The sequence below is a fragment of the Microbacterium sp. genome, assembly GCF_047607225.1.
Classification (GTDB): domain Bacteria; phylum Actinomycetota; class Actinomycetes; order Actinomycetales; family Microbacteriaceae; genus Microbacterium.
This window is the reverse complement of the sequence record NZ_JASGDO010000053.1, coordinates 17,612-39,473: the sequence shown is the minus strand read 5'-3', so window position 1 is coordinate 39,473 and position 21,862 is coordinate 17,612. Positions and strand designations below refer to the sequence as shown.

Below are 21,862 nucleotides of genomic sequence, written 5' to 3'. Positions count from 1 at the left end.
CCGGTTGTGTCGGCGGGTTCATCCGCAGACCGCGCCCGTGGAAGAGCGGTCTTCGGTGACCTGGAAGTAGATCGAGCTGCTCTGTCCCCAGCCCCAGTTCGTGGGGGTCTTGGCGGTGAGCATGGGCAACTGGGCACAGGACCAGCCGTTGTTCGGGATGGCTTGTTGTGCCGGGGCGACGAGACCTGCGGTCGACCACGAGAACGGCCCACCCGCGGCGGAGAGATCGATCGTGAACTGGATGTAGCCGCCGCCGGCGTTCGAGTTGAACACGACCGAGTAGCCACGTGTGCGGGCGCCGGGGTTGCCCCATTCACCTTGGAGCTGGACCGAGGTCACCGAACAGCGCCCGCCCGGCTTGGGAGTGCCGTTCGGGTTCATCGCGGTGCAGCCGACCGCGGACACCGGAACCCATGAGCCGCCCGTCGCGACGACGGACGCCGATGTGCTGTCGGTCCACGCCGCCGAGGTGTTGCCGATCGACCCGGCGACACCGCCACCCGCGATGAGGCAGCCGAAAGCGATGAGGAGAGCCGTCACGCGCAGGCGTGTCATCTTCATGAGAGGTCCTCCCTCGCGTCAGCGGGCCGAGCGTGACGGCGTGTCGAGGCGAGGACGATGCCTCCGGCCATCAGCAGACCGCTCCCGATGAGGATCAGCAGGAGCGGAAGCTGAGCGCCGGTCGCGGGGAGTGCGGGTGCGACGGGATCCACGCCGCCGGTCGCGCCCGGCTCGGAGACGCTGCTGTCGACGTCTGCCTCGACCAGACGAATCACGCCGTCCGCGGAGATGTCTGTCGTGCTGGCGCTCTCGGAGAGCGTCAACCCGAGGACGAGGCGGTAGTCGCCGGAGTCGAGGGTCCGGCCCTTCAGGCCAGACAGATCCCGGCAGAGGCCCTTCGCGCTGCACACGGTGGCGCTCCAGGCGCCGTCGCCGTCCAGCAGGAACGTCGCGTCGAAGACCGTGGCGCGGTTGTCCACATGGAACGTGAGCTCGTGGGAGACCGTCTCGCCGGGCAGGAGGATACCGAAGTCGTGCGTCAGCGGGACGGACTGAGCGAGAGCAGGAGCGGGCTGCACGAGGGCGGCGACGCCTCCGGCGACGAGGATCAGGAGCCCGAGCGTCAGGATGCGGGTTCCGGTCATCGCTGGGCCAGCTCTCGCCATTGCGCGCGTGTCATCGTCAGCGCTGTCTCGGGCTCGGACCGGGGCGCCCCCGACGCCGCCGGTCCTTCCGCGCCCGAGGCGGCCACGGGGGCGGCAGTCCCCCCGACTGCTGTCCCCTGTTGTGCGTCGGCCGGGACCCCCCGTCCCTGTGAGGGCCGACGTGTCGGTGCCGGGAGCAACAGCGTGATGCCGAGCAGCGCGACCAGTCCGATCACCAAGGGGATCGCAACCCCCGGGGTCGTCAGGCGCTGGACAGCGGATCCCCATCCGCTGAGCTGCACGGCGGGCTGCCACACGCGGTCGCCGACGGTGTAGTCCAGCGCGTCGGACGCGGCGTTGTTGTCGCCCTTCATCGAGATCTGATACGTCCCGTCGCCGGTCGCGGCGACCTTCTCGATGCGGTGCGTCACGAGGTTGCCCGTGAGCTCGGACGGAAGGCTCACGACGTCACCCACACCGAGGCCCTCCGTCTCGACCGGGACATCGATCAGCAGGTCTCCCGTCATGATCTGGGGCTCCATCGACCCCGAGATCACGATCAGGGGCTTCACGAGGCCCATGGCGGTCGCTCCCCAGAGGACCGCGCAGAGCAGACCCACCGCGGCGAGCGTCCACAGCACGACTTCAGCGAGGCGGCGCAGCAGCTGCATCGTCATCCCTTTCTCGTGGTGTCGTTCGTCGCGGCGGGTCTGTGGAGTGTGCTTACGGGGCGACCGCGGTGCCGGTGACCGTGACGATGATGGTGCCCGACTTGCCCTGGTTGCTCGCGGCCCAGTTGCTGTCGGTGGTGACCTTCAGCTGGAACTGGTCGGAGGCTCCGGCGCCGGTCGCAGCCGTGAGCGAAGCCGACAGGCCCTCCACGGTGGCGCTCGGGTTGGCGGTGAAGGTGGAGGCGGGCGAGGCGGCCCATTCGACCGTCGGGGTCAGGGCGGCACCGACGCTGCCGAGGTTCTTCACCCACAGGTCGATGGTCCGGGATTCTCCCGGAACGAGGTTCTGAAGTGCCGTGGCGGGAACGATCAGCTGGATCGACCCCTTGGAGTCCGACTCCTGCCAGGTGGTCCCGTTGAGCGAACCCTGGAGGTTGAAGGTCGCCGCCTCCGCCTTGGCGGAGAAGAAGACGTTGTCGCTCCAGGCCGCGCTGGTCGCCGCGGCACCGATGCCGCCGACGGCGAGGGCTGCGAGCGTGAACGCGAGAACAGTGCGCCGCTTGCTCTTGCGCTGCGGCTGTTCGACGGACGTGGTGTTTTCGGGCGTGCTCATGACGTGCCTTTCGGGCTGAGAGCCGGGCGCCACGGCACGCCGACCGGCCCCCCGTTCCAACGAGCGGTTGCGCATGCTGGAACGGGGGATCAGGTCGGTCTGTTCGGGCAGACCGGACTGTTCGGGTAACCGAGTCGGGTTCGGGTCCAGCTCGGTGGGGGCTTCGTTTCGGGTTCGAAGCCAGCAAGGAACACGTTATGACCCGACTCTCAGGAAACCCTCAAGGCGGGCTCAAGCGTCGCTTGGCCTTGTCAGAGAACATCGTCAGCGCCGACGCATGGCATCCTCAGTGTCATGGCTCTCATCGCGCTCACCGGCGGAATCGCCTCGGGGAAGTCGACGATCGCGCACAGACTCAGGTCGCGCGGTGCTGTCGTCGTCGATGCGGATGCTGTCGTACGCGACGTCCAGAGGGCGGGTTCCCCTGTCCTTCGGGAGATCCGAGAGGAGTTCGGCGACGCTGTCGTCGGAGAAGACGGTGAGCTAGACCGCGCGGCGCTGGCCGCGATCGTCTTCGCGGACGAAGCGGCGCGCCAACGGCTCAACGCGATCGTCCATCCCGCGGTGCGGGCCGAATCGGCGCGGCGGTTCAAGGAAGCGTTCGCCAGCGATCCCGACGCGATCGTCGTCTACGACGTTCCGCTGCTCGTCGAGGCGCGTGCCGACGAACCGTGGGATCTCGTCGTGCTCGCCCACGCGCCGGCCGGGGTCCGTCGGGAGCGGCTCGTGAACCTGCGCGGCATGACCGACGAAGAGGCGCGAGCGCGCGTCGCCGCCCAGGCCAGCGACGCGCAACGCCTGGCGATCGCCGACGTCGTGATCGACACGGCGGGTTCGCTGGAGGAGACGCTCGATCAGACCGAAGCGCTGTGGCGTCGGTTGCGGAGTCAGTCCGATCCGTCCTGACCGGCGGCGGACTTCCGCCGCGCGGCGAGGGAGCGGCGTCGCCGCCGCACGACGAACACCGCCGCGACGATGAGTCCCGCGAGGAGAAGTCCGGCAAGGATCGGCACGAAGATCGCCGCGAGCGTCAATGCGAACGACGATGCGTCCTCCGCGGTGGACACGAGCGGTGCCGCGAGTCCCGCCGTCGCGAGGTTGGCGAGAGGGCGCGCCGCGGCCTTGACCGCGTGTACCGCGAGCGCAAGCAGAACCCCGATGAGCACCGGGACCCATGCGTTGTCAGCGAAGAAGGAGGCCGGGTCGTCGATGCGCACGGTCTCCGAGGCGGAGCCCGCGCCGAACACGATGCCGCCCGACGCGGGACGCACCACGGTCTGGATGATGTCGTTCACGGAATCCACGGCGGGGATCTTGTCCGCCACGATCTCGATGACGAGAAGGATCCCGGTGACCCACAGCGCGATGTCGCTGGAGATCCACGCCCAGGCCTCGGGAACGTGGACCGCCGGCACCACCCGGTCGGCGAGCCCGAGCACGAACAGGGGCATCCACGCGTTCAGTCCTGCCGCTGCGGCAAGGCCTGACCCCACGAGGAACTCGAGCATGTCGTCCACCCTACGGCGTCGCGACACTCTGAAACGGCGAGGCAATCCCTCGTTCATCTCTGCCGCGTATCGTGCGTGCACAGCGCTGAAGGAAGGAGATCGCCGATGCGACGGACAGACGACGACCACGAGTGGGACGACTTCGCCGTGGGCGACTTCGAGTCGGGCGAGGACGACGAGGTCTGAGCCTCGCCGAGCGCGAACACCGGTCCCGGTGTCGGAGCCCCGGCCTACGCTGGAGTAATGCAGACCACCCGATCCGTGCGCCCGTTCGAGGTCGTCAGCGAGTACTCGCCCAGCGGAGATCAGCCACAGGCCATCGCGGAGCTGGCGGCGCGCATCAACGCGGGCGAGACCGACGTCGTCCTGCTCGGCGCGACGGGCACGGGGAAGTCGGCCACCACGGCGTGGTTGATCGAACAGGTGCAGCGACCCACGCTCGTACTCGCGCACAACAAGACCCTCGCGGCCCAGCTGGCCAACGAGTTCCGTGACCTCATGCCCCACAACGCGGTCGAGTACTTCGTGAGCTACTACGACTACTACCAACCCGAGGCGTACGTCCCGCAGACAGACACCTTCATCGAGAAGGACTCCTCGATCAACGCCGAGGTCGAGCGGCTCCGGCACTCGACGACCAACTCGCTCCTGAGCCGCCGAGACGTCGTCGTGGTCTCCACGGTCTCGTGCATCTACGGCCTCGGCGCACCGGAGGAGTACCTCCGCGCGATGGTCGCTCTGCAGGTGGGGGAGCGGTACGACCGAGACGCGCTCATCCGCAAGTTCATCGCGATGCAGTACAACCGCAACGACGTCGACTTCTCACGAGGGAACTTCCGCGTGCGGGGAGACACCATCGAGATCATCCCGGTCTACGAGGAGTACGCCGTGCGCATCGAGCTCTTCGGCGACGAGATCGAGGCGCTCTACATGTTGCATCCGCTGACGGGCGAGGTCGTCCAGAAACTCGACAGCGTGCCGATCTTCCCGGCCTCGCATTACGTCGCGGGAACCGACACGGTGCAGCGAGCCATCGGAACGATCGAGACGGAGCTCGCCTCTCGACTGGCCGAGCTGGAGGGTCAGGGCAAGCTCCTCGAGGCCCAGCGGCTGCGGATGCGCACGACCTTCGATCTCGAGATGCTTCAGCAGCTCGGCTTCTGCTCCGGGATCGAGAACTACTCGCGTCACCTCGACGGACGTTCCGCGGGCGAGCCGCCGCACACCTTGCTCGACTTCTTCCCGGACGACTTCCTCCTCGTGATCGACGAGTCGCATGTCACCGTTCCGCAGATCGGTGCGATGTATGAGGGAGACGCGTCACGCAAGCGCACGCTCGTCGACCACGGCTTCCGGCTCCCCAGCGCGCTCGACAACCGCCCACTGCGCTTCGACGAGTTCAAACAGCGCATCGGTCAGACGGTCTATCTGTCGGCGACGCCCGGACGGTATGAGATGGGCATTGCCGACGGGGTCGTCGAGCAGATCATCCGCCCGACGGGCCTGGTCGATCCGCAGATCATCGTCAAGCCCTCCAAGGGGCAGATCGATGATCTGCTGGAAGAGATCCGCCTGCGGGTGGAGCGCGATGAGCGCGTCCTCGTCACGACGCTGACCAAGAAGATGGCGGAGGAGCTGACCGACTTCCTGGGTGAGCACGGGGTGCGTGTGCGGTACCTCCACTCCGACGTCGACACCCTCCGTCGTGTCGAGCTCCTCACCGAGCTCCGATCCGGCGTCTATGACGTGCTGGTGGGGATCAACCTGCTCCGCGAAGGTCTCGACCTGCCCGAGGTATCGCTCGTCGCCATCCTCGACGCGGATAAAGAGGGATTCCTGCGCTCGGGCACATCGTTGATCCAGACGATCGGTCGCGCGGCGCGCAACGTCTCCGGCGAGGTACACATGTACGCCGACAACATGACCGACTCGATGCGTTCGGCGATCGACGAGACGGAGCGTCGTCGCGAGCGGCAGCTCCAGTACAACGCGGAGAACGGCATTGATCCGCAGCCCCTGCGCAAGCGCATCGCCGACATCACCGATGTGCTGGCACGAGAGGCCTCGGACACGCAGGAGCTGCTGTCTCGCAAGAACGCCAGCGGCAAGGGCAAGAGCCCCACGCCGCGACTGCGGCGGGAAGGAATTGCCGCGGAGGGGGCCAACCAGCTCGAGGCGACGATCGCCGACCTGTCTGCACAGATGCTCGCTGCGGCCGGGGAGCTGAAGTTCGAGCTGGCGGCGCGGCTGCGCGACGAGGTTCAGGATCTCAAGAAGGAGCTGCGCGCGATGGAGCGGGCCGGGCACGCGTGACCGTTGCCGTTCGCGCTCGCCTCGTGTCGGTCGTCGTCCGCGCCGTCAGGGGCAGTGCATGAGTGGCTTCGGCCCGCTGCGGTCGAACGTGTGCTCCGACATCGGGTGACCGCACAGCGGACAAGCGCGACCGGCGCGCTCGGGCTCAGGCTCGGTGTCGTACGGACCGACGGAGGCCGGTCCGGCGAACCGGATGAGGCGACTGTTGAGGTACGCGTACCAGCCGCCCGCTTCGCGAACGCGTTGGCGAAGGGTCGAGTCCGGTTCGCTTCGTGTCATGATGATTAGTGTACTAAGGATTGGACGGGGTGGATGGACACGCGTGACGAGATGCTCGCTCTGGAGAGCCAACTGTGCTTCGCGCTGGTGACGGCCGCACGGAACGTGGTCTCCCTTTACCGGCCGATTCTCGAGCCGCTCGGGCTGACCCATCCGCAGTACCTCGTGATGCTCGCGCTCTGGGAGCAGTCGCCGCGGTCACTCGCCGACCTCGCAGACGCTCTGGCGATGGAGCCGGCCACCCTGTCTCCGCTCGTGAAGCGCTTGGAGGCTCAAGGCAGGGTCGAGCGTCGCCGCCGCTCCGATGACGAGCGCGTTCTCGACATCGCCCTCTCGGCCGACGGACGTGCATTGCGCGAACGGGCCCTCGAGGTGCCCGGGGCGGTCATGGAACGGGTGGGGATGGACATCGCCGACATCGTCGCGCTCCGCGAAGCGCTGGTCGGTTTCGCGGGCCCCCGGTCGCGTCCCGGCCGCTCCGGAGCCGATGTCGGAACCCCGACCTAGACTTGTGCGGTGCCCATCGTCCCCGTCGCTTCCCCGTCGAAACTGAGTGTCCGTGGCGCCCGCGTCCACAACCTGAAGGATGTCGATCTCGACATCCCGCGGGACGCGTTGGTCGTGTTCACCGGGCTCTCCGGGTCCGGAAAGTCGAGCCTCGCTTTCGACACGATCTTCGCCGAGGGGCAGCGCCGCTACGTCGAGTCCCTGAGCTCCTACGCGCGTCAGTTCCTCGGGCAGGTCGACCGTCCCGACGTCGACTTCATCGAGGGGCTGAGTCCTGCGGTCTCCATCGACCAGAAGTCCACCAACCGCAACCCGCGATCGACGGTCGGAACCATCACCGAGATCCACGACTACATGCGACTTCTGTGGGCGCGGATCGGGGTGCCACACTGCCCGACCTGCGGTGAGCGCATCCAGCGGCAGACCGTGCAGCAGATCGCCGATCAGCTCTCCGAGCTCCCTGAGCGCACCCGCTACCAGATCGTCGCGCCGGTCGTCTCGCAGAAGAAGGGCGAGTTCGTCGACCTCTTCAAAGAGCTGTCCGCCAAGGGCTATGCGCGCGCGGTGGTCGATGGCGAGCTCGTCCAGCTCGCAGAACCGCCGACACTCAAGAAGAGCTACAAGCACGACATCGCCGTCGTGGTCGATCGACTCGTCGCAGCCCCCGACCTCCTCGGGCGCATCACCGACTCGGTCGAGACCGCATTGGGACTCGCCGGCGGCGTCATGCAGGTCAACTTCGTCGATGCCGAGGGCGACGAGGCGTGGCAGAGCTACTCCGAGAAGCTGGCGTGCCCCAATGGGCATCCGCTCCAGCTGACGGAGATCGAGCCGCGCACGTTTTCGTTCAACGCACCGTTCGGCGCCTGCCCGGCCTGCTCCGGGCTCGGAACGCGCATGTCCGTCGACGTCGACCTCTTGCTGGGAGACGAGGAGCTCTCTATCAATCAGGGAGCGATCCTGCCCTGGACCACGCAGGGCAAGGGACTGTTCCAGTACTACGAACGGCTGCTCGTGGGCCTTGCCGACGACCTCGACTTCTCGCTGGACACACCGTGGCGTGACCTGCCCGACCGTGTGAAGGAAGCGGTGCTCCGCGGTGAGAACTTCAAGGTCACGGTCCGGTGGAAGAACCGCTACGGGCGTGAGATGCGCTACACCTCGGGCTTCGAGGGCGTGATCCCGTACATCGAGCGTCAGTACACGCAGGCGGAGTCCGACACACAGCGCCAGCGCTGGGCGGAGTACCTCCGAGAGGTCCCGTGCCCGGTATGCCAGGGCGACCGACTCAAGCCGGAGGTTCTCGCCGTCCGCGTCCACGGGCACTCGATCGCCGATGCATCGCGCATGAGCCTCGGAGAAGCGCAGGTCTACTTCGCGGAACTGCAATTGACCGATCGAGAGGCGCAGATCGCGGCGGCGGTGCTCCGTGAGATCCGCGCGCGGCTCGACTTCCTCATCCAGGTGGGACTGAACTACCTGAGCCTCGGCCGCTCCGCGGGGTCGCTCTCGGGAGGCGAGGCGCAGCGTATCCGGCTCGCGACGCAGATCGGCTCCGGACTCACGGGCGTGCTCTACGTCCTCGACGAGCCGTCGATCGGTCTGCATCAGCGCGACAACCGGCGCCTGATCGAGACGCTGGTGCGCCTGAAGAGCCTCGGTAACACGCTGATCGTCGTCGAGCACGACGAAGAGACGATCGACGCCGCCGACTGGGTCGTCGACATCGGACCCCGTGCCGGTGTGCACGGCGGCGAGGTCGTCCACTCCGGACCGCTCGCGTCGCTCCTAGAAGACGATCGGTCGGTGACGGGCGCCTACCTGAGCGGCCGGCGCCAGATCGAGACGCCCCGCAAGCGGAGGAAGATCGACAAGAAGCGTGTCGTCACCGTGGTGGGCGCGCGTGAGAACAACCTCAAGAACGTCACCGTCGACTTCCCGCTCGGCGTGCTGACGGCGGTCACCGGCGTCAGCGGCTCGGGGAAGTCGACCCTCGTGAACGGCATCCTCTATGAGGTGCTGGCTACGCGTCTGAACGGCGCGCGACGGGTGGCGGGCAAACACACTCGTGTCACGGGTCTGGAGAACCTCGACAAGGTCGTCCACGTCGACCAGGCGCCGATCGGACGGACGCCCCGATCCAACCCGGCGACCTACACCGGCGTGTTCGACCGTATCCGTACGTTGTTCAGCGAGACGCCCGAAGCCAAGGCGCGGGGGTATCAGCCGGGTCGATTCAGCTTCAACGTCAAGGGCGGACGGTGTGAAGCCTGTTCGGGCGACGGCACGATCAAGATCGAGATGAACTTCCTGCCCGACGTATACGTCGACTGCGAGGTGTGCCACGGTCAGCGGTACAACCGCGACACGCTCGCAGTCCACTACAAGGGCAAGAACATCGCTGAGGTGCTCGACATGCCGATCTCTGAGGCTGCAGAGTTCTTCGAGCCGATCCAGGCGATCCACCGTTACTTGCGGACTCTCGTCGACGTCGGCCTCGGCTACGTGCGCTTGGGGCAATCGGCAACGACCCTCTCCGGGGGCGAGGCACAACGTGTGAAGCTCGCGACCGAACTGCAGCGCCGCTCCAACGGACGCAGCGTGTATGTCCTGGACGAGCCGACGACCGGCCTCCATTTCGAGGATGTGCGCCGCCTTCTCGAGGTGCTGGGCGGTCTCGTCGACAAGGGGAACACCGTCATCGTCATCGAGCACAACCTCGACGTCATCAAATCCAGCGACTGGATCATCGATCTCGGTCCCGAGGGCGGCGCCGGGGGCGGACAGATCGTGGCGACCGGCACTCCCGAGCAGGTTGCCGCCGTCCCCGAGAGCCACACCGGCACCTTCTTGGCGGAGATCCTCCCGACCGGAACGGCAGCCACCGCGCGCAAGGCCGGCTGAGATGGCCTCTCCGCTGTCCTACCGCCCGAAGCCGGGCGAGATCCCCACTGATCCGGGTGTCTACCGATTCCGTGATGCGGATGGACGCGTCCTCTATGTCGGTAAGGCGAAGAACCTGCGTGCTCGGCTCTCCAACTACTTCGCTCCACTGCATACGCTCCATGAACGCACGCGGCGGATGGTCACGACCGCCGCCTCGGTGGAGTGGACCGTCGTCGCCACAGACGTCGACTCCCTGCAGCTGGAGTACATGTGGATCCAGGAGTTCTCGCCTCCGTTCAACGTCCGATACAAGGACGACAAGTCCTACCCCTACCTCGCGGTGACGTTGGCGGACGAAGCCCCACGCGTGATCGTCACCCGCAATCGCAAGATTCCGGGTGCGAAGTACTTCGGCCCCTATCCCAAGGTGTGGGCCGTCCACGACACGATCGACCTGATGATCAAGGTCTTCCCGATACGCACCTGTAGCGACGCCTCGTACAAGAAAGCGATGGCCACCGGGAGGCCGTGCTTTCCGGGCCAGATCGGGCGGTGCGGCGGACCGTGCTCGATGAAGGTGACGATCGAGGAGCATCGCGCCATCGTCGAGGACTTCATCGCGTTCCTGTCCGGGGGTGACCAGCGGTTCACGCGCGAGCTCACGGCGCGGATGAGGGAAGCCGCAGCCGCCCTGGACTATGAGTCCGCTGCCGTCTATCGCGACAAGCTGACCGCGATCGATGCCGTGCTCAACAAGAGCGCCCTGGTTCTCGCCTCCGACACCGACGCCGACCTCTTCGGAGTAGCGGAGGACGAGCTGTCAGCTGCCGTCCAGCACTTCGTCGTGCGCGGTGGGCGCGTGCGGGGAGTGCGGGCGATGACCATCGACAAGGAGCTCGACATCACGAGTGCCGAACTGATCGACCAGGTCCTCCAGCGCACCTACGGGGATGCCGTCGCCGCTGACATCCCGAGGCAGGTGCTCGTACCGCGTCTTCCCGACGACGCCACCGAGCTGGAGGCGTGGCTGCAGGCCCGCCGCGGGAAGCGCGTGTCGATCCAGGTCGCGCAGCGGGGGCGCAAGGCCGAGCTCATGAAGACGGCCATGCTCAATGCCCAGCAGGCCCTGATGCTGCACAAGACGCGTCGGACCAGCGACTACACCGCCCGTACCCGCGCGCTGACCGACCTGCAGGAGGCGCTGGGGATGACCGAGGCGCCGCTGCGAATCGAGTGCTTCGACGTGTCGCATCTGTCCGGCACGAACGTCGTCGCTTCGATGGTGGTCTTCGAAGACGGACTCGCCCGCAAGGATCAGTACCGCTCGTTCTCCGTTGCGGAGACGACCGACGACACCGACTCCCTCTACCAAGTCCTCCGCAGGCGCCTCGCTCATGTCGATTCCGACGAGGCCGCAGAGACCGACGTCGGCGACGCAGGGGTGACGGGTGATGAGGTGGTCACGGACTCGACGGTGGACAGCGACGATGAGGCGCTGGTCGTCACTGCCCGGAAGCGCCCTCGCTTCGCGTATCGTCCTCAGCTTCTCGTCGTCGACGGTGGGAAGCCGCAGGTCGAAGCGGCGGCCCGCGCGCTGCGCGACGCCGGGCACGAGGAGATCGCCCTCTGTGGGATCGCGAAGCGACTCGAAGAGGTATGGCTTCCCGGCGAGGATTTCCCCGTGATCCTGCCGCGCACGTCCGAGGCGCTCTACCTTCTCCAACGCCTCCGTGACGAGGCCCACCGATTCGCGATCACTCATCAGCGCAAGCGCCGTAAGCGCGACATCTCGTCGGTGCTGAGCGAAGTGCCGGGCCTCGGTGATGCGCGCATCAAAGCGCTGCTGCGTCATTTCGGGTCAGTGTCGGCCTTGCGCGCGGCGCCGCCGGAGGAGATCACTCAGGTCCCGGGGGTCGGCCCTGCCTTGGCCGCCGCCGTTCACGCACACCTCTCGGCATCCTGACCGGGCGCTCGTCTCTCGCCGACCGGGTATCGATAGGCTGAGACACAGCAAGGGACGGGGGAACACGTGGCAGGCGCGGCAGGCGAGGTCCTGATCGTCACCGGCATGTCCGGCGCGGGGAGGACGACGGCTGCCAACGCTCTCGAAGACATGGGCTGGTACGTCGTCGACAACCTCCCTCCGCAGATGTTGCGCCCGCTCCTGGAGATCTCGGAGGCCGCGGCGGGCGCCCTTCCCAAGGTCGCTGCCGTGGTCGATGTGCGAGGTCGGGACCTCTTCGGAGCGCTCCCCGCGGTGACGCAGGCCTTGCGGGGCGGCCGACCATTGCGTGTGCTCTTCCTCGACGCCTCCGATGACGTGCTCGTGCGGCGGTTCGAGTCGGTGAGGCGCCCGCACCCGCTGCAGGACGACGGCACCCTGTTGGACGGCATTCACCGCGAGCGCGAGCGGCTCTCGGCCATTCGCGAGGGCGCCGACGTGATCCTGGACACCAGCTCGCTGAACATCCACCAGCTGGCCACGCGCGTGACCGACCTCTTCCGCGAGGAGGGCGACGCCCGGCACACCCTGACCGTCATGAGCTTCGGCTTCAAGTACGGGCTGCCGACCGATGTCGACCTCGTCGCTGACATGCGCTTCCTCCCGAACCCCTTCTGGATCCCCGAGCTGAAGGCGCACACGGGGGAGGAGCCCCAGGTGCGGGACTACGTCCTGTCGCAACAGGGCGCGCTCGAGTTCATCGACACCTACGCGCGCGCCCTCCGGCCCGTGTTGGAGGGGTACCAGCGCGAGAACAAGCAGCATTCCGTCGTGGCCGTCGGGTGTACCGGGGGCAAGCACCGCTCCGTCGTGACGGCCCTGGAACTGGCGCGCCGGCTGAGCTCCGTGCCCGGTGTCGCCGTGCGCGTGAAACACCGCGACCTCGGTCGCGAGTAGGCTGGATGTTTGCCGCGGAGACCCCGCACCCCGGACAGGAACGAAGGACCGCCGTGTCGTTGACCGCAGACGTGAAGGCCGAACTTGCAACCGTCCGCGACCCTCGCCCCACGGCGCGTGTCGCGGAGCTGACCGCGATTCTGCGCTTCTCGGGCGGCCTCCATTCGATCGCCGGGCGAGTCGCCGTCGAAGCGGAGTTGGAATCCGACGTCCTTGCCCGTCGGGCGGCTCGGGAGATCATGGAGATCTACGGCGTCCGGCCAGAGCTCGTGCACGTGCAGGCCTCCGGCGGCCGTGCCGGCGGCCATTTCGCCGTCCGGGTCATCGAGGGCGGTGAGACGCTCGCCCGTCAGACGGGTCTGTTGGATCAGCGGCGACGCCCCGTGCGCGGGCTTCCCAACCGTCTCACCACGGGATCGCGCGGCGATCTCGCTGCGATCTGGCGAGGCGCCTTCCTTGCGTCCGGAGCCCTGTCAGACCCCGGCCGGTCGGCGGCGCTGGAGATCTCCTGCCCCTCTCCGGAGGCCGCGATGGCCCTCGTGGGTGCGGGCCACCGGCTCGGCATCGCCGCGAAGGCCCGCGAGGTCCGTGGTGCTCCCCGGGTGGTCGTCCGCGACGGTGAGGCGATTCGCGCCGCCTTGGCCGAGATGGGCGCTGTCCGCACAGCGCGCGCGTGGGAGGAGCTGCGACAGCGTCGCGAGGTGAGGGCGGGCGTCAACCGGCTGGTGAACTTCGACGACGCGAACCTGCGCCGATCTGCCCAGGCCGCCGTGGCCGCCTGCGCGCGTGTGGAACGCGCCCTCGAGATCCTCGGCGACGACGTGCCCGAGCACCTCCGTCAAGCGGGCGACCTGCGGCTCGCCCACCGCGACGCCAGTCTCGACGAACTCGGCCATCACGCGGATCCGCCGATGACGAAGGACGCCGTGGCCGGTCGGATCCGCCGCCTCCTGGCCATGGCCGACAAGAAGGCGGCCGCCGAGGGGATCCCCGACACCGAGTCCGCCGTTCCTGCCGGCCTCGATGATTGACCGCACGATATCGGCAGAACATCTCCGCATCGGGAAGCAACCCCCTGGTGCGGTTGTTGACCACCAATAGACTGGAAAACAGTCCGTTCCGACAGGCCCGCAGCCCGTGCGGCGGGACCTGTCAGATTCCCTGACACGTCACTCGTCGCCGTCGCGCGACACGACAGGAAGAAGAGAACATGGCCACGTACACGCTCCCCGAGCTCCCTTACGACTACTCGGCTCTCGAGCCGAGCATCAGCGGCAAGATCATGGAGCTTCACCACTCCAAGCACCACCAGGCGTACGTGACGGGAGCCAACACGGCGCTCGAGCAGCTGGCCGAGGCGCGCGAGAGCGGCAACCTCGCGAACGTGAACAAGCTCGAGAAGGACCTGGCGTTCAACCTCGGCGGTCACGTCAACCACTCGATCTTCTGGACCAACCTCGCCCCGGCGGGCAACGGCGGCGGCGGCGAGCCCGAAGGCGAGCTGCGCGCAGCGATCGATGAGTTCTTCGGTGGGTTCGACAAGTTCCAGGCGCACTTCACGGCTGCGGCCACGGGGATCCAGGGATCCGGCTGGGCCGTGCTGAGCTGGGACCCGATCGGGCAGCGTCTGATCATCCAGCAGATGTTCGACCAGCAGGCCAACACCGCGATGGGCACCGTGCCGCTGTTCCAGCTCGACATGTGGGAGCACGCCTTCTACCTCGACTACCTCAACGTCAAGGCCGACTACGTGAAGGCGGCGTGGAACATCGCCAACTGGGGCAACGTGCAGGCCCGCTTTGACACGGCTCGCGAGAAGACCAAGGGGCTGCTGGTACTGTCATGATCGTCATGGTCATCCCTCAGAGATGACCTGGCTGGACGCCGTTGTCCACTGTTCGAAACCGCAACAATCGCGCATTCGCGCACGACACACTCAGGAGAATTTCCGTGGCTGTCAAGATCGGAATCAACGGCTTCGGCCGCATCGGACGCAACTTCCTCCGCGCCGCGCTGGAGCAGGGTGCGGACCTCGACATCGTGGCGGTGAACGACCTCACCGACAACAAGACGCTGGCCCACCTGCTCAAGTACGACTCCGTCGGCGGTCGCTTGGACGCTGACGTCTCGTACGACGCGGACTCGATCACCGTCAACGGCAAGGCCATCAAGGTCTTCGAAGAGCGTGACCCTGCGAACCTTCCCTGGGGTGAGCTCGGTGTCGACATCGTCATCGAGTCGACCGGTCGCTTCACCAAGGCTGTCGACGCCAAGAAGCACATCGCGGGCGGAGCGAAGAAGGTCATCATCTCGGCGCCGGGCACCGACGTCGACGGCACTTTCGTCATGGGCGTCAACGACGGCGAGTACGACTCGGCGACGATGCACGTGATCTCGAACGCGTCGTGCACCACCAACTGCCTCGCGCCGCTGGCGAAGGTGTTCAACGACAACTTCGGGATCGAGCGCGGCTTCATGATGACCGCGCACGCCTACACGGCCGACCAGAACCTGCAGGACGGCCCGCACAGCGACCTGCACCGCGCGCGCGCCGCCGCGATCAACATCGTTCCGGCCTCCACGGGTGCCGCCAAGGCGATCGGCCTGGTCCTGCCCGAGCTCAACGGCAAGCTGAGCGGATCGTCGTACCGCGTGCCGGTTCCCACCGGCTCGATCGTCGACCTCACGATCATCACCCCCACCGAGGGCCTGACCGCCGAGACGATCAACGCGGCGTACAAGAAGGCGGCGGAGGAGGGTGAGCTGGTCGGGTACCTCAAGTACAACGACGACGCCATCGTCTCCAGCGACATCCAGCTCGACCCGCACTCGTCGGTGTTCGACGCCGGGCAGACCAACGTCAGCGGCAACCTCGTCAAGGTGTCGTCGTGGTACGACAACGAGTGGGGCTACTCCAACCGCCTCGTCGACCTCACCGAGCTCGTCGCCGAGAAGCTCTGAGGTAGCTCCATGGCGCTGCGCACCCTCGATTCCCTGGGTTCGCTGGCCGGAAAGCGCGTCATCGTCCGTGTTGACTTCAACGTTCCTCTCAAGGACGGCGTCATCACGGACGATGGGCGTGTCCGGGCGGCTCTTCCGACCCTGAACCACCTCATCAACCAGGGCGCGCGCGTCATCGCGTGCTCGCATCTGGGCCGGCCGGACGGAGCCCCCGACGCCCGCTACAGCCTCGAGCCGGTCGCTCAACGGCTCTCCGAGCTTCTCGGCAAGCCGGTCGCGTTCGCCCGGGACACCGTCGGCCCGTCGGCGCGCGACGCGGTCGGCGCCCTCGAGGACGGCGACATCGCTGTGATCGAGAACCTCCGATTCAACGCCGGCGAGACGGCCAAGGACGAGGCCACGCGCCGCGCGTTCGCGCAGGAGCTCGCCGAGCTCGGAGACGTCCTCGTCTCCGACGGCTTCGGCGTCGTGCACCGCAAGCAGGCGTCGGTCTATGACCTCGCGGAACTGCTGCCGTCCGCGGCGGGCTACCTGATCGAGAAGGAAGTCGACGTGCTCGACCGCCTGACCGAGAAGCCGGAGCGCCCGTACGCCGTTGTGCTCGGCGGCTCGAAGGTCAGTGACAAACTCGGCGTCATCGAGCACTTGCTGCCGCGCGCCGACAAGATCCTCGTGGGCGGTGGGATGTTGTTCACCTTCCTCGCCGCGCAGGGCTACAAGGTCGGCAAGAGCCTCCTCGAGACCGATCAGCTCGAGACGGTCAAGGGCTACATCGCCACGGCGAAGGAGAAGGGCGTGGAGCTCGTGCTCCCCGTCGACGCCGTCATGGCCTCCGCTTTCTCAGCCGATGCTGACCACGTCGTCGCCGATGCGGACGCGCTGGAGGACACCGCGTTCGGTGCCGAGGGGATGGGCTTGGACATCGGGCCGCGGACGGCGGAGATCTTCGCCGAAGCCATTCGCACCTCGCGCACGGTGTTCTGGAACGGCCCCATGGGAGTGTTCGAGATGCCGGCGTTCGCGGCCGGCACGAAGACCGTGGCGGCAGCGCTGACCGAGGTCGACGGGCTGTCCGTCGTCGGCGGCGGTGACTCGGCCGCGGCGGTCCGCCAGCTGGGGTTCGACGACGACCGTTTCGGACACATCTCGACGGGCGGGGGCGCGAGCCTCGAGTTCCTCGAAGGCAAGAAGCTCCCCGGATTGGAGATCCTCGGATGGCAGTGACCCGCAAGCCCCTCATCGCCGGCAACTGGAAGATGAACCTCGACCACCTGCAGGCGGTCGCCTTCGTCCAAAAGCTGCACTGGACATTGAAGGATGCCAAGCACGAGGACGACTCGGTGGAGGTGGCGATCTTCCCGCCGTTCACCGACATCCGTACCGTGCAGACACTTCTCGACGCCGACAAGATCCCGTTCGCGCTCGGTGCGCAGGATCTGTCGACCCAGGATTCGGGTGCCTACACCGGCGAGATCTCGGGCGCGTTCTTGAAGAAGCTCGACTGCGCCTACGTCATCATCGGCCACTCCGAGCGTCGTGAGTACCATCACGAGACCGACGCCACGGTCGCCGCAAAGGTCCAGGCTGCGCTGCGGCACGGTCTCGTCCCGGTGATCTGCGTGGGAGAGACGCTGGAGCAGCGCGAGGAGTCCGGACCCACGGCGGTGTCGGTCGCGCAGCTGCAGGCGGCTCTCGACGGAGTTCCCGCCGATGCCGATGTCGTCGTGGCGTATGAGCCCGTGTGGGCGATCGGCACCGGTCAGGTGGCCTCGCCCGAGCAGGCGCAGGAAGTCTGTGTCGCTTTGCGGGCCGTCGTTGCCGACACGCTCGGTGCGGAGGCTGCCGAGAGCACGCGTGTGCTCTATGGCGGGTCGGTGAAGTCGGGCAACATCGCGAGCTTCATGCGCGAGCCCGACGTCGACGGTGCCCTCGTGGGCGGCGCGAGCCTGCTCGCCGACGAGTTCGCGGCGATCATCCGCTATCAGAAGCACGTCGGCGTCTGACGCACCGCCCCGCAAGACCCCGGCTGGCGCGACGCCGTCTCGTGTCGCGCCAGCCGGTATACTCAACCCTTGTGCGCCCGGTTTGGTCGGCGCCGCGAAAGGCTTCATCGACTGTGGATATCATCGCGCTCGTGCTGCAGGTGCTGCTGGGCATCACCAGCCTCCTTCTCACGCTCCTGATCCTGCTGCACAAGGGACGGGGTGGCGGCCTCTCCGACATGTTCGGAGGAGGCATGAGCTCGGCGCTCGGATCGTCGGGTCTGGCCGAACGCAATCTCAACCGATTCACGATCGTGCTCGCGCTGGTGTGGTTCGTCACGATCGTCGCGCTCGGGCTCATCACGAAGTTCCAGGGGATCTGATGGCAACCGGAGGAAATGCGATTCGCGGGACCCGCGTCGGCGCGGGACCCATGGGGGAGCAGGATCACGGACACCACGCCGACCGCGTCGCCGTGTCGTACTGGGACGCCCTGGGCAACGAGACGGTTCGCTACTTCGCCGCGGGGATCACCGAAGAGGAGATCCCCGACGTCATCGACTCGCCTCACTCCGGGCTCCCGGCCGGCCGCGACAAGGAGAATCCTCCTGCCCTGGCGAAGACCGAGCCCTACAAGACGCACCTCGCCTACGTGAAGGAACGTCGGACCGAGGAAGAAGCCGAAGCTCTGCTCGGCGATGCGCTTCAGCAGCTGCGCGAGCGTCGCGGCCAGGACTGAGGCGACTCTCTGCCAACGAACTCCCGTCCGGATCGGATGAGGAGCTTGGTGGTCCGGCGAGTGACGCTCGCCTCGCGGATCAGAAGTCGCGGTCGATGAGGTCGGCGGGCACCTGCTTGGCGGCGTCCTCGTCGACGAACAAGACGGTACGCTTCACGCCTTTGGCCCCCGCCGCCGGAACGCTGTCGTAGCTCGCGCCGGCCAACGCCAGTCCGAGGGCCGCCGCTTTATCCTCTCCCGACAGCACCATCCAGACGCATCGGGCCGAGTTGAGGACCGGACGGGTGAGGGTCAACCGGTCCGCGGGCGGCTTGGGCGCCTCGTGAACCGGAAGGACCGCTCGGTCGGTCACCTGGATCTCCCCGCGGTCCGGGAAGAGCGATGCGATGTGCCCGTCCGCCCCGACGCCGAGGAAACAGATGTAGAAGCGCGGCCACTCCTGCCCGTCGTCGGCGAAACGAGCCAGTTCGTCGGCATAGGACAAGGCGGCATCGTCGAGGGAGATCCCGTCGTCGGGGGAGGCCATGGCGTGGACGTTCTCCGACGGCACGTCGATGCGCTCGAGGAGGGCGTGACGAGCGCCCCGCTCATTGCGGTCCGGGTCGGATCGCGGCACGAACCTCTCATCGCCCCACCAGAAGTGCACCCGCGTCCAGTCGACCTGCGTGCGCCGCGGGTCTGCGCCGGCGGCCTTCAGCACCTCGGTGCCGATCGCTCCGCCGGTCAGGGCGATGTGGGTGACCTTTCCGGCCTCGGAGCGCTTGATCAGACGATCCAGGAATCGGCGGGCCACCGCGGCGGCCAGTGAGGGCGCGTCGGGACTGATCACGACGCGCTTCTCGGTGCCGAACTCTGCCATCGCCGCTCCTACTTCGTCGCCTGCGGCGGGCCGAGCAGTTCCCACCCCGTCGTGATCACTCGACCATACAGGAGGTCGGGATCGAGCCTGCGCAGCTCCTCTGCAAGGCACTCTCGGAGGGTGCGCCGCGGGAGGACGATGTCGTGCTCGGGCTGTCCCGGCTGGGTCAGAGTGGCATCGACGGGATTGCTCCGCTCCAGGACGATGTCGCCCGAGGCGCGCGTCAGACGCACCCGCTGAATGCCGTGCGGCCACTCCTCCTGCTGCGCATAGCGCCAGTCCACCGGTACGTCGAGCTTCAAGCGCAGCCAGGCGGCGAGAAGCCCCGTGGACGGTGAGGTGCCGCTCCCGACGATCTCCACCGCCGTGACCGGCTCGAACGGCGGCTGGTCGAGGACGGCGGCCAGTTGCTCACGCCAGTGGGTGAGACGCGTCCACGCGAGGTCGGTGTCGCCCGGCTCATGACACGTGCCGAGTGAGGCGAGGCGGTCTTTCGAGTACGGCTCGGTCGCCGCGTCGGTGATCCGGCGTTGCGCCATCCGCCCGATGGGCGATTGGCTAGGAACGGCCGGGGGGTTGTCGGGCCACCAGGCCACGACGGGGGCGTCGGGGAGGAGGAGTCCCGTGACCAGGCTCTCCTCATTGCTGGCCGCGCCGCCAGAGGCCCGCAGGACCACGACCTCGCTCGCGCCGGCGTCGCCGCCGACGCGGATCTGAGCGTCCAGCTTCGAGGGGCCCTCGGGAGTGGTCATGAGCACGATCACGCGCATCGGGTGTTCACGCGAGGCGTCGTTGGCGGCCTCGATCGCGTCCTCCTCCAGCCCGTGCGTCGTCACGATGACGAGGGTGAGGACGCGGCCGAGGGCCACGGCGCCGCCTTCCTCGCGGACGCTCACGAGCGACTTCGCGATCGTGGAAACGGTGGTGTCGGGCAGATCGACGATCATGGGCGCCTCCAGACGCGGCCGTCGCGGGCAAGGAGTTCGTCGGCGGACGAGGGGCCCCAGGACCCGGGGGAGTACTGCTCGAGGGGCTCGGACAGCCCGGCCCAGTACTCCTCGACAGGGTCGAGGATGCGCCAGGAGAGCTCCACCTCTTCATGTCGGGGGAACAGCGGCGGGTCGCCGAGGAGCACATCGAGGATGAGGCGCTCGTACGCCTCGGGGCTCGACTCCGTGAATGCATGGCCGTAGCCGAAGTCCATCGTGACGTCGCGCACCTCGGTGGCGGCACCGGGCACCTTCGACCCGAACCTGATGGTGACGCCCTCGTCGGGCTGGACGCGGATGACGAAGGCGTTCTGACCGAGCTCGGTGGTCTGGTTGCGGAGGAACAGGTGCTGCGGTGCGCGCTTGAAGACGACCGCGATCTCCGTCACACGTCGCCCCAGACGCTTCCCGGTGCGGAGGTAGAACGGCACACCGGACCATCGTCGCGTCGCGATCTCGAGCTTGATCGCCGCGTAGGTCTCCGTCGTCGACTGCGGGTTCATGCCGTCTTCGTCCAGGAAGCCGGTCACCTGCTCGCCGCCCTGCCAACCACCCGCGTACTGACCGCGGGCCGTCGCGAGCGAAAGGTCGTCGGGGAGACGCACGGCCGCCAGCACCTTCTCCTTCTCGGCGCGGAGGTCTTTTGCATCGAGCGAGATCGGCTCCTCCATCGCCGTGAGGGCGAGGAGCTGCAGGAGATGGTTCTGGATCACGTCGCGGGCAGCGCCGATGCCGTCGTAGTACCCCGCGCGCCCTCCGACGCCGATGTCCTCGGCCATCGTGATCTGCACGTGGTCGACGTAGTTCGCGTTCCAGATCGGCTCGTAGAGCTCGTTCGCAAAGCGCAGCGCGAGGATGTTCTGCACGGTCTCTTTGCCGAGGTAGTGGTCGATCCGGAAGATCGAGTCGGCGGGAAAAGCCACTTCCAGCGCGGCGTTGAGATCGCGCGCCGTCTGCAGATCGCTTCCGAACGGCTTTTCGATCACGACCCGGCGCCACGCGTCGGCACCGTTCTTGTCGTCGACCAGACCCGAGTCCTTCAGCTGCTTGGCGACGACGGGGAAGTCGCGCGGAGGGATGGACAGGTAGAACGCGTGGTTTCCCATCGTCCCGCGGTCGCGGTCGAGCGCCTCCACCGTCTCTCGCAGACGACGGAAGGCCTCTGCGTCACCGAACTCCCCAGAGACGAATCGGATGCCCTGGAGAAGCTGCTTCCAGGTCTCTTCGCGGAACGGGGTCCGGGCATGCTGGCGCACCGCGTCGTAGACGACCTGGGCGAAATCCTGGTCTTCCCAGTCGCGACGCGCGAAGCCGACGAGGGCGAAACCCGGAGGCAGGAGCCCACGGTTCGCCAGGTCGTAGACGGCCGGCATGAGCTTCTTGCGCGACAGGTCTCCTGTCACGCCGAAGATGACGAGCGCGCTCGGGCCGGCGATGCGGTTGAGCCGGCGGTCATCGGGGTCGCGCAGCGGATTGTGGCCGCGCGAGATCTCGGCATTCATCGGGGGTTG

The 21,862-nt window shown here is 67.4% G+C and carries 22 protein-coding genes; 13 read left to right on the top strand and 9 right to left on the bottom strand.

Going from position 1 to position 21,862, the window contains the following annotated elements:
• Nucleotides 1–18: 18 nt before the first annotated feature.
• Genes QM591_RS10810 through QM591_RS10795 form a run of 4 tightly spaced genes read right to left on the bottom strand, consistent with a single transcriptional unit; the run spans nucleotide 19 to nucleotide 2,429 of the window.
• Entirely contained in the window at nucleotides 19–561 is a 543-nt protein-coding gene (locus QM591_RS10810) for a hypothetical protein (protein ID WP_415132410.1), read from the bottom strand.
• On the bottom strand, nucleotides 558–1,145 hold the full coding sequence (locus tag QM591_RS10805; protein ID WP_415132409.1) for an LPXTG cell wall anchor domain-containing protein: 588 nt from the start codon (nucleotides 1,143–1,145) through the stop codon (nucleotides 558–560). Before QM591_RS10805 ends, QM591_RS10810 begins: the two co-directional genes overlap by 4 nt.
• Complete coding sequence (locus tag QM591_RS10800) at nucleotides 1,142–1,822, bottom strand: signal peptidase I (RefSeq protein WP_415132408.1); 681 nt, start codon at nucleotides 1,820–1,822, stop codon at nucleotides 1,142–1,144. Before QM591_RS10800 ends, QM591_RS10805 begins: the two co-directional genes overlap by 4 nt.
• A gap of 46 nt (nucleotides 1,823–1,868) precedes the next feature.
• A complete protein-coding gene (locus QM591_RS10795; protein ID WP_415132407.1) occupies nucleotides 1,869–2,429 on the bottom strand; it encodes a hypothetical protein in 561 nt (186 codons plus the stop codon).
• Between the two features lie 294 nt (nucleotides 2,430–2,723).
• Here QM591_RS10795 and coaE point away from each other — a divergent pair, with 294 nt between their 5' ends.
• Complete coding sequence (gene coaE / locus QM591_RS10790; protein WP_415132406.1) at nucleotides 2,724–3,335, top strand: dephospho-CoA kinase; 612 nt, start codon at nucleotides 2,724–2,726, stop codon at nucleotides 3,333–3,335.
• Here the strand turns inward: coaE and QM591_RS10785 are convergent.
• A complete protein-coding gene (locus QM591_RS10785) occupies nucleotides 3,317–3,937 on the bottom strand; it encodes a DUF4126 domain-containing protein (RefSeq protein ID WP_415132405.1) in 621 nt (206 codons plus the stop codon). The genes coaE and QM591_RS10785 overlap by 19 nt on opposite strands.
• 243 nt (nucleotides 3,938–4,180) lie before the next feature.
• Here QM591_RS10785 and uvrB point away from each other — a divergent pair, with 243 nt between their 5' ends.
• A complete protein-coding gene (uvrB, locus tag QM591_RS10780; RefSeq protein ID WP_415132404.1) occupies nucleotides 4,181–6,250 on the top strand; it encodes an excinuclease ABC subunit UvrB in 2,070 nt (689 codons plus the stop codon).
• Between the two features lie 45 nt (nucleotides 6,251–6,295).
• Here uvrB and QM591_RS10775 read toward each other — a convergent pair whose 3' ends face one another.
• Entirely contained in the window at nucleotides 6,296–6,529 is a 234-nt protein-coding gene (locus tag QM591_RS10775) for a hypothetical protein (protein ID WP_415132403.1), read from the bottom strand.
• Nucleotides 6,530–6,562: 33 nt separating this feature from the next.
• Between QM591_RS10775 and QM591_RS10770 the strand changes: the two genes are divergently transcribed.
• The 11 genes from QM591_RS10770 (at nucleotide 6,563) to QM591_RS10720 (ending at nucleotide 18,503) form a co-directional block, all read left to right on the top strand.
• On the top strand, nucleotides 6,563–7,036 hold the full coding sequence (locus QM591_RS10770; RefSeq protein WP_415132402.1) for a MarR family winged helix-turn-helix transcriptional regulator: 474 nt from the start codon (nucleotides 6,563–6,565) through the stop codon (nucleotides 7,034–7,036).
• Nucleotides 7,037–7,045: 9 nt separating this feature from the next.
• A complete protein-coding gene (gene uvrA / locus QM591_RS10765) occupies nucleotides 7,046–9,940 on the top strand; it encodes an excinuclease ABC subunit UvrA (protein WP_415132401.1) in 2,895 nt (964 codons plus the stop codon).
• Nucleotide 9,941: 1 nt separating this feature from the next.
• Nucleotides 9,942–11,885, top strand: a complete 1,944-nt coding sequence (gene uvrC, locus QM591_RS10760; protein WP_415132400.1) for an excinuclease ABC subunit UvrC — start codon at nucleotides 9,942–9,944, stop codon at nucleotides 11,883–11,885.
• Nucleotides 11,886–11,951: 66 nt separating this feature from the next.
• On the top strand, nucleotides 11,952–12,821 hold the full coding sequence (rapZ, locus tag QM591_RS10755) for an RNase adapter RapZ (RefSeq protein WP_415132399.1): 870 nt from the start codon (nucleotides 11,952–11,954) through the stop codon (nucleotides 12,819–12,821).
• A 53-nt stretch (nucleotides 12,822–12,874) separates the two neighbouring features.
• Nucleotides 12,875–13,852, top strand: coding sequence for a DNA-binding protein WhiA (gene whiA / locus QM591_RS10750; protein WP_415132398.1), 978 nt, complete (start codon nucleotides 12,875–12,877; stop codon nucleotides 13,850–13,852).
• A gap of 179 nt (nucleotides 13,853–14,031) precedes the next feature.
• Entirely contained in the window at nucleotides 14,032–14,667 is a 636-nt protein-coding gene (locus tag QM591_RS10745) for a superoxide dismutase (RefSeq protein WP_067159612.1), read from the top strand.
• A 104-nt stretch (nucleotides 14,668–14,771) separates the two neighbouring features.
• Nucleotides 14,772–15,782: a type I glyceraldehyde-3-phosphate dehydrogenase gene (gap, locus tag QM591_RS10740; RefSeq protein ID WP_067159615.1), complete on the top strand. Its 1,011-nt coding sequence runs from the start codon at nucleotides 14,772–14,774 to the stop codon at nucleotides 15,780–15,782.
• A 9-nt stretch (nucleotides 15,783–15,791) separates the two neighbouring features.
• Nucleotides 15,792–17,006 carry a phosphoglycerate kinase gene (locus tag QM591_RS10735; RefSeq protein WP_415132397.1) on the top strand — a complete coding sequence of 405 codons (1,215 nt, stop codon included), beginning with the start codon at nucleotides 15,792–15,794 and terminating at the stop codon, nucleotides 17,004–17,006.
• Nucleotides 16,997–17,785: a triose-phosphate isomerase gene (tpiA, locus tag QM591_RS10730; RefSeq protein ID WP_415132395.1), complete on the top strand. Its 789-nt coding sequence runs from the start codon at nucleotides 16,997–16,999 to the stop codon at nucleotides 17,783–17,785. The genes QM591_RS10735 and tpiA overlap by 10 nt, the downstream gene beginning before the upstream one ends.
• Before the next feature lie 113 nt (nucleotides 17,786–17,898).
• Nucleotides 17,899–18,147 (top strand): preprotein translocase subunit SecG, encoded by a 249-nt coding sequence (secG, locus tag QM591_RS10725; protein ID WP_067159625.1) that lies wholly within the window; start codon nucleotides 17,899–17,901, stop codon nucleotides 18,145–18,147.
• Nucleotides 18,147–18,503: an RNA polymerase-binding protein RbpA gene (locus QM591_RS10720; RefSeq protein ID WP_067159628.1), complete on the top strand. Its 357-nt coding sequence runs from the start codon at nucleotides 18,147–18,149 to the stop codon at nucleotides 18,501–18,503. Before secG ends, QM591_RS10720 begins: the two co-directional genes overlap by 1 nt.
• A gap of 79 nt (nucleotides 18,504–18,582) precedes the next feature.
• Here QM591_RS10720 and pgl read toward each other — a convergent pair whose 3' ends face one another.
• The 3 genes from pgl to zwf are packed head-to-tail and all read right to left on the bottom strand — an operon-like array spanning nucleotide 18,583 to nucleotide 21,853.
• Entirely contained in the window at nucleotides 18,583–19,362 is a 780-nt protein-coding gene (gene pgl, locus QM591_RS10715; RefSeq protein WP_415132392.1) for a 6-phosphogluconolactonase, read from the bottom strand.
• 8 nt (nucleotides 19,363–19,370) lie between these two features.
• Nucleotides 19,371–20,309, bottom strand: a complete 939-nt coding sequence (locus QM591_RS10710) for a glucose-6-phosphate dehydrogenase assembly protein OpcA (RefSeq protein ID WP_415132390.1) — start codon at nucleotides 20,307–20,309, stop codon at nucleotides 19,371–19,373.
• Nucleotides 20,306–21,853: a glucose-6-phosphate dehydrogenase gene (gene zwf / locus QM591_RS10705; RefSeq protein ID WP_415132388.1), complete on the bottom strand. Its 1,548-nt coding sequence runs from the start codon at nucleotides 21,851–21,853 to the stop codon at nucleotides 20,306–20,308. The genes QM591_RS10710 and zwf overlap by 4 nt, the downstream gene beginning before the upstream one ends.
• Nucleotides 21,854–21,862 lie beyond the last annotated feature (9 nt).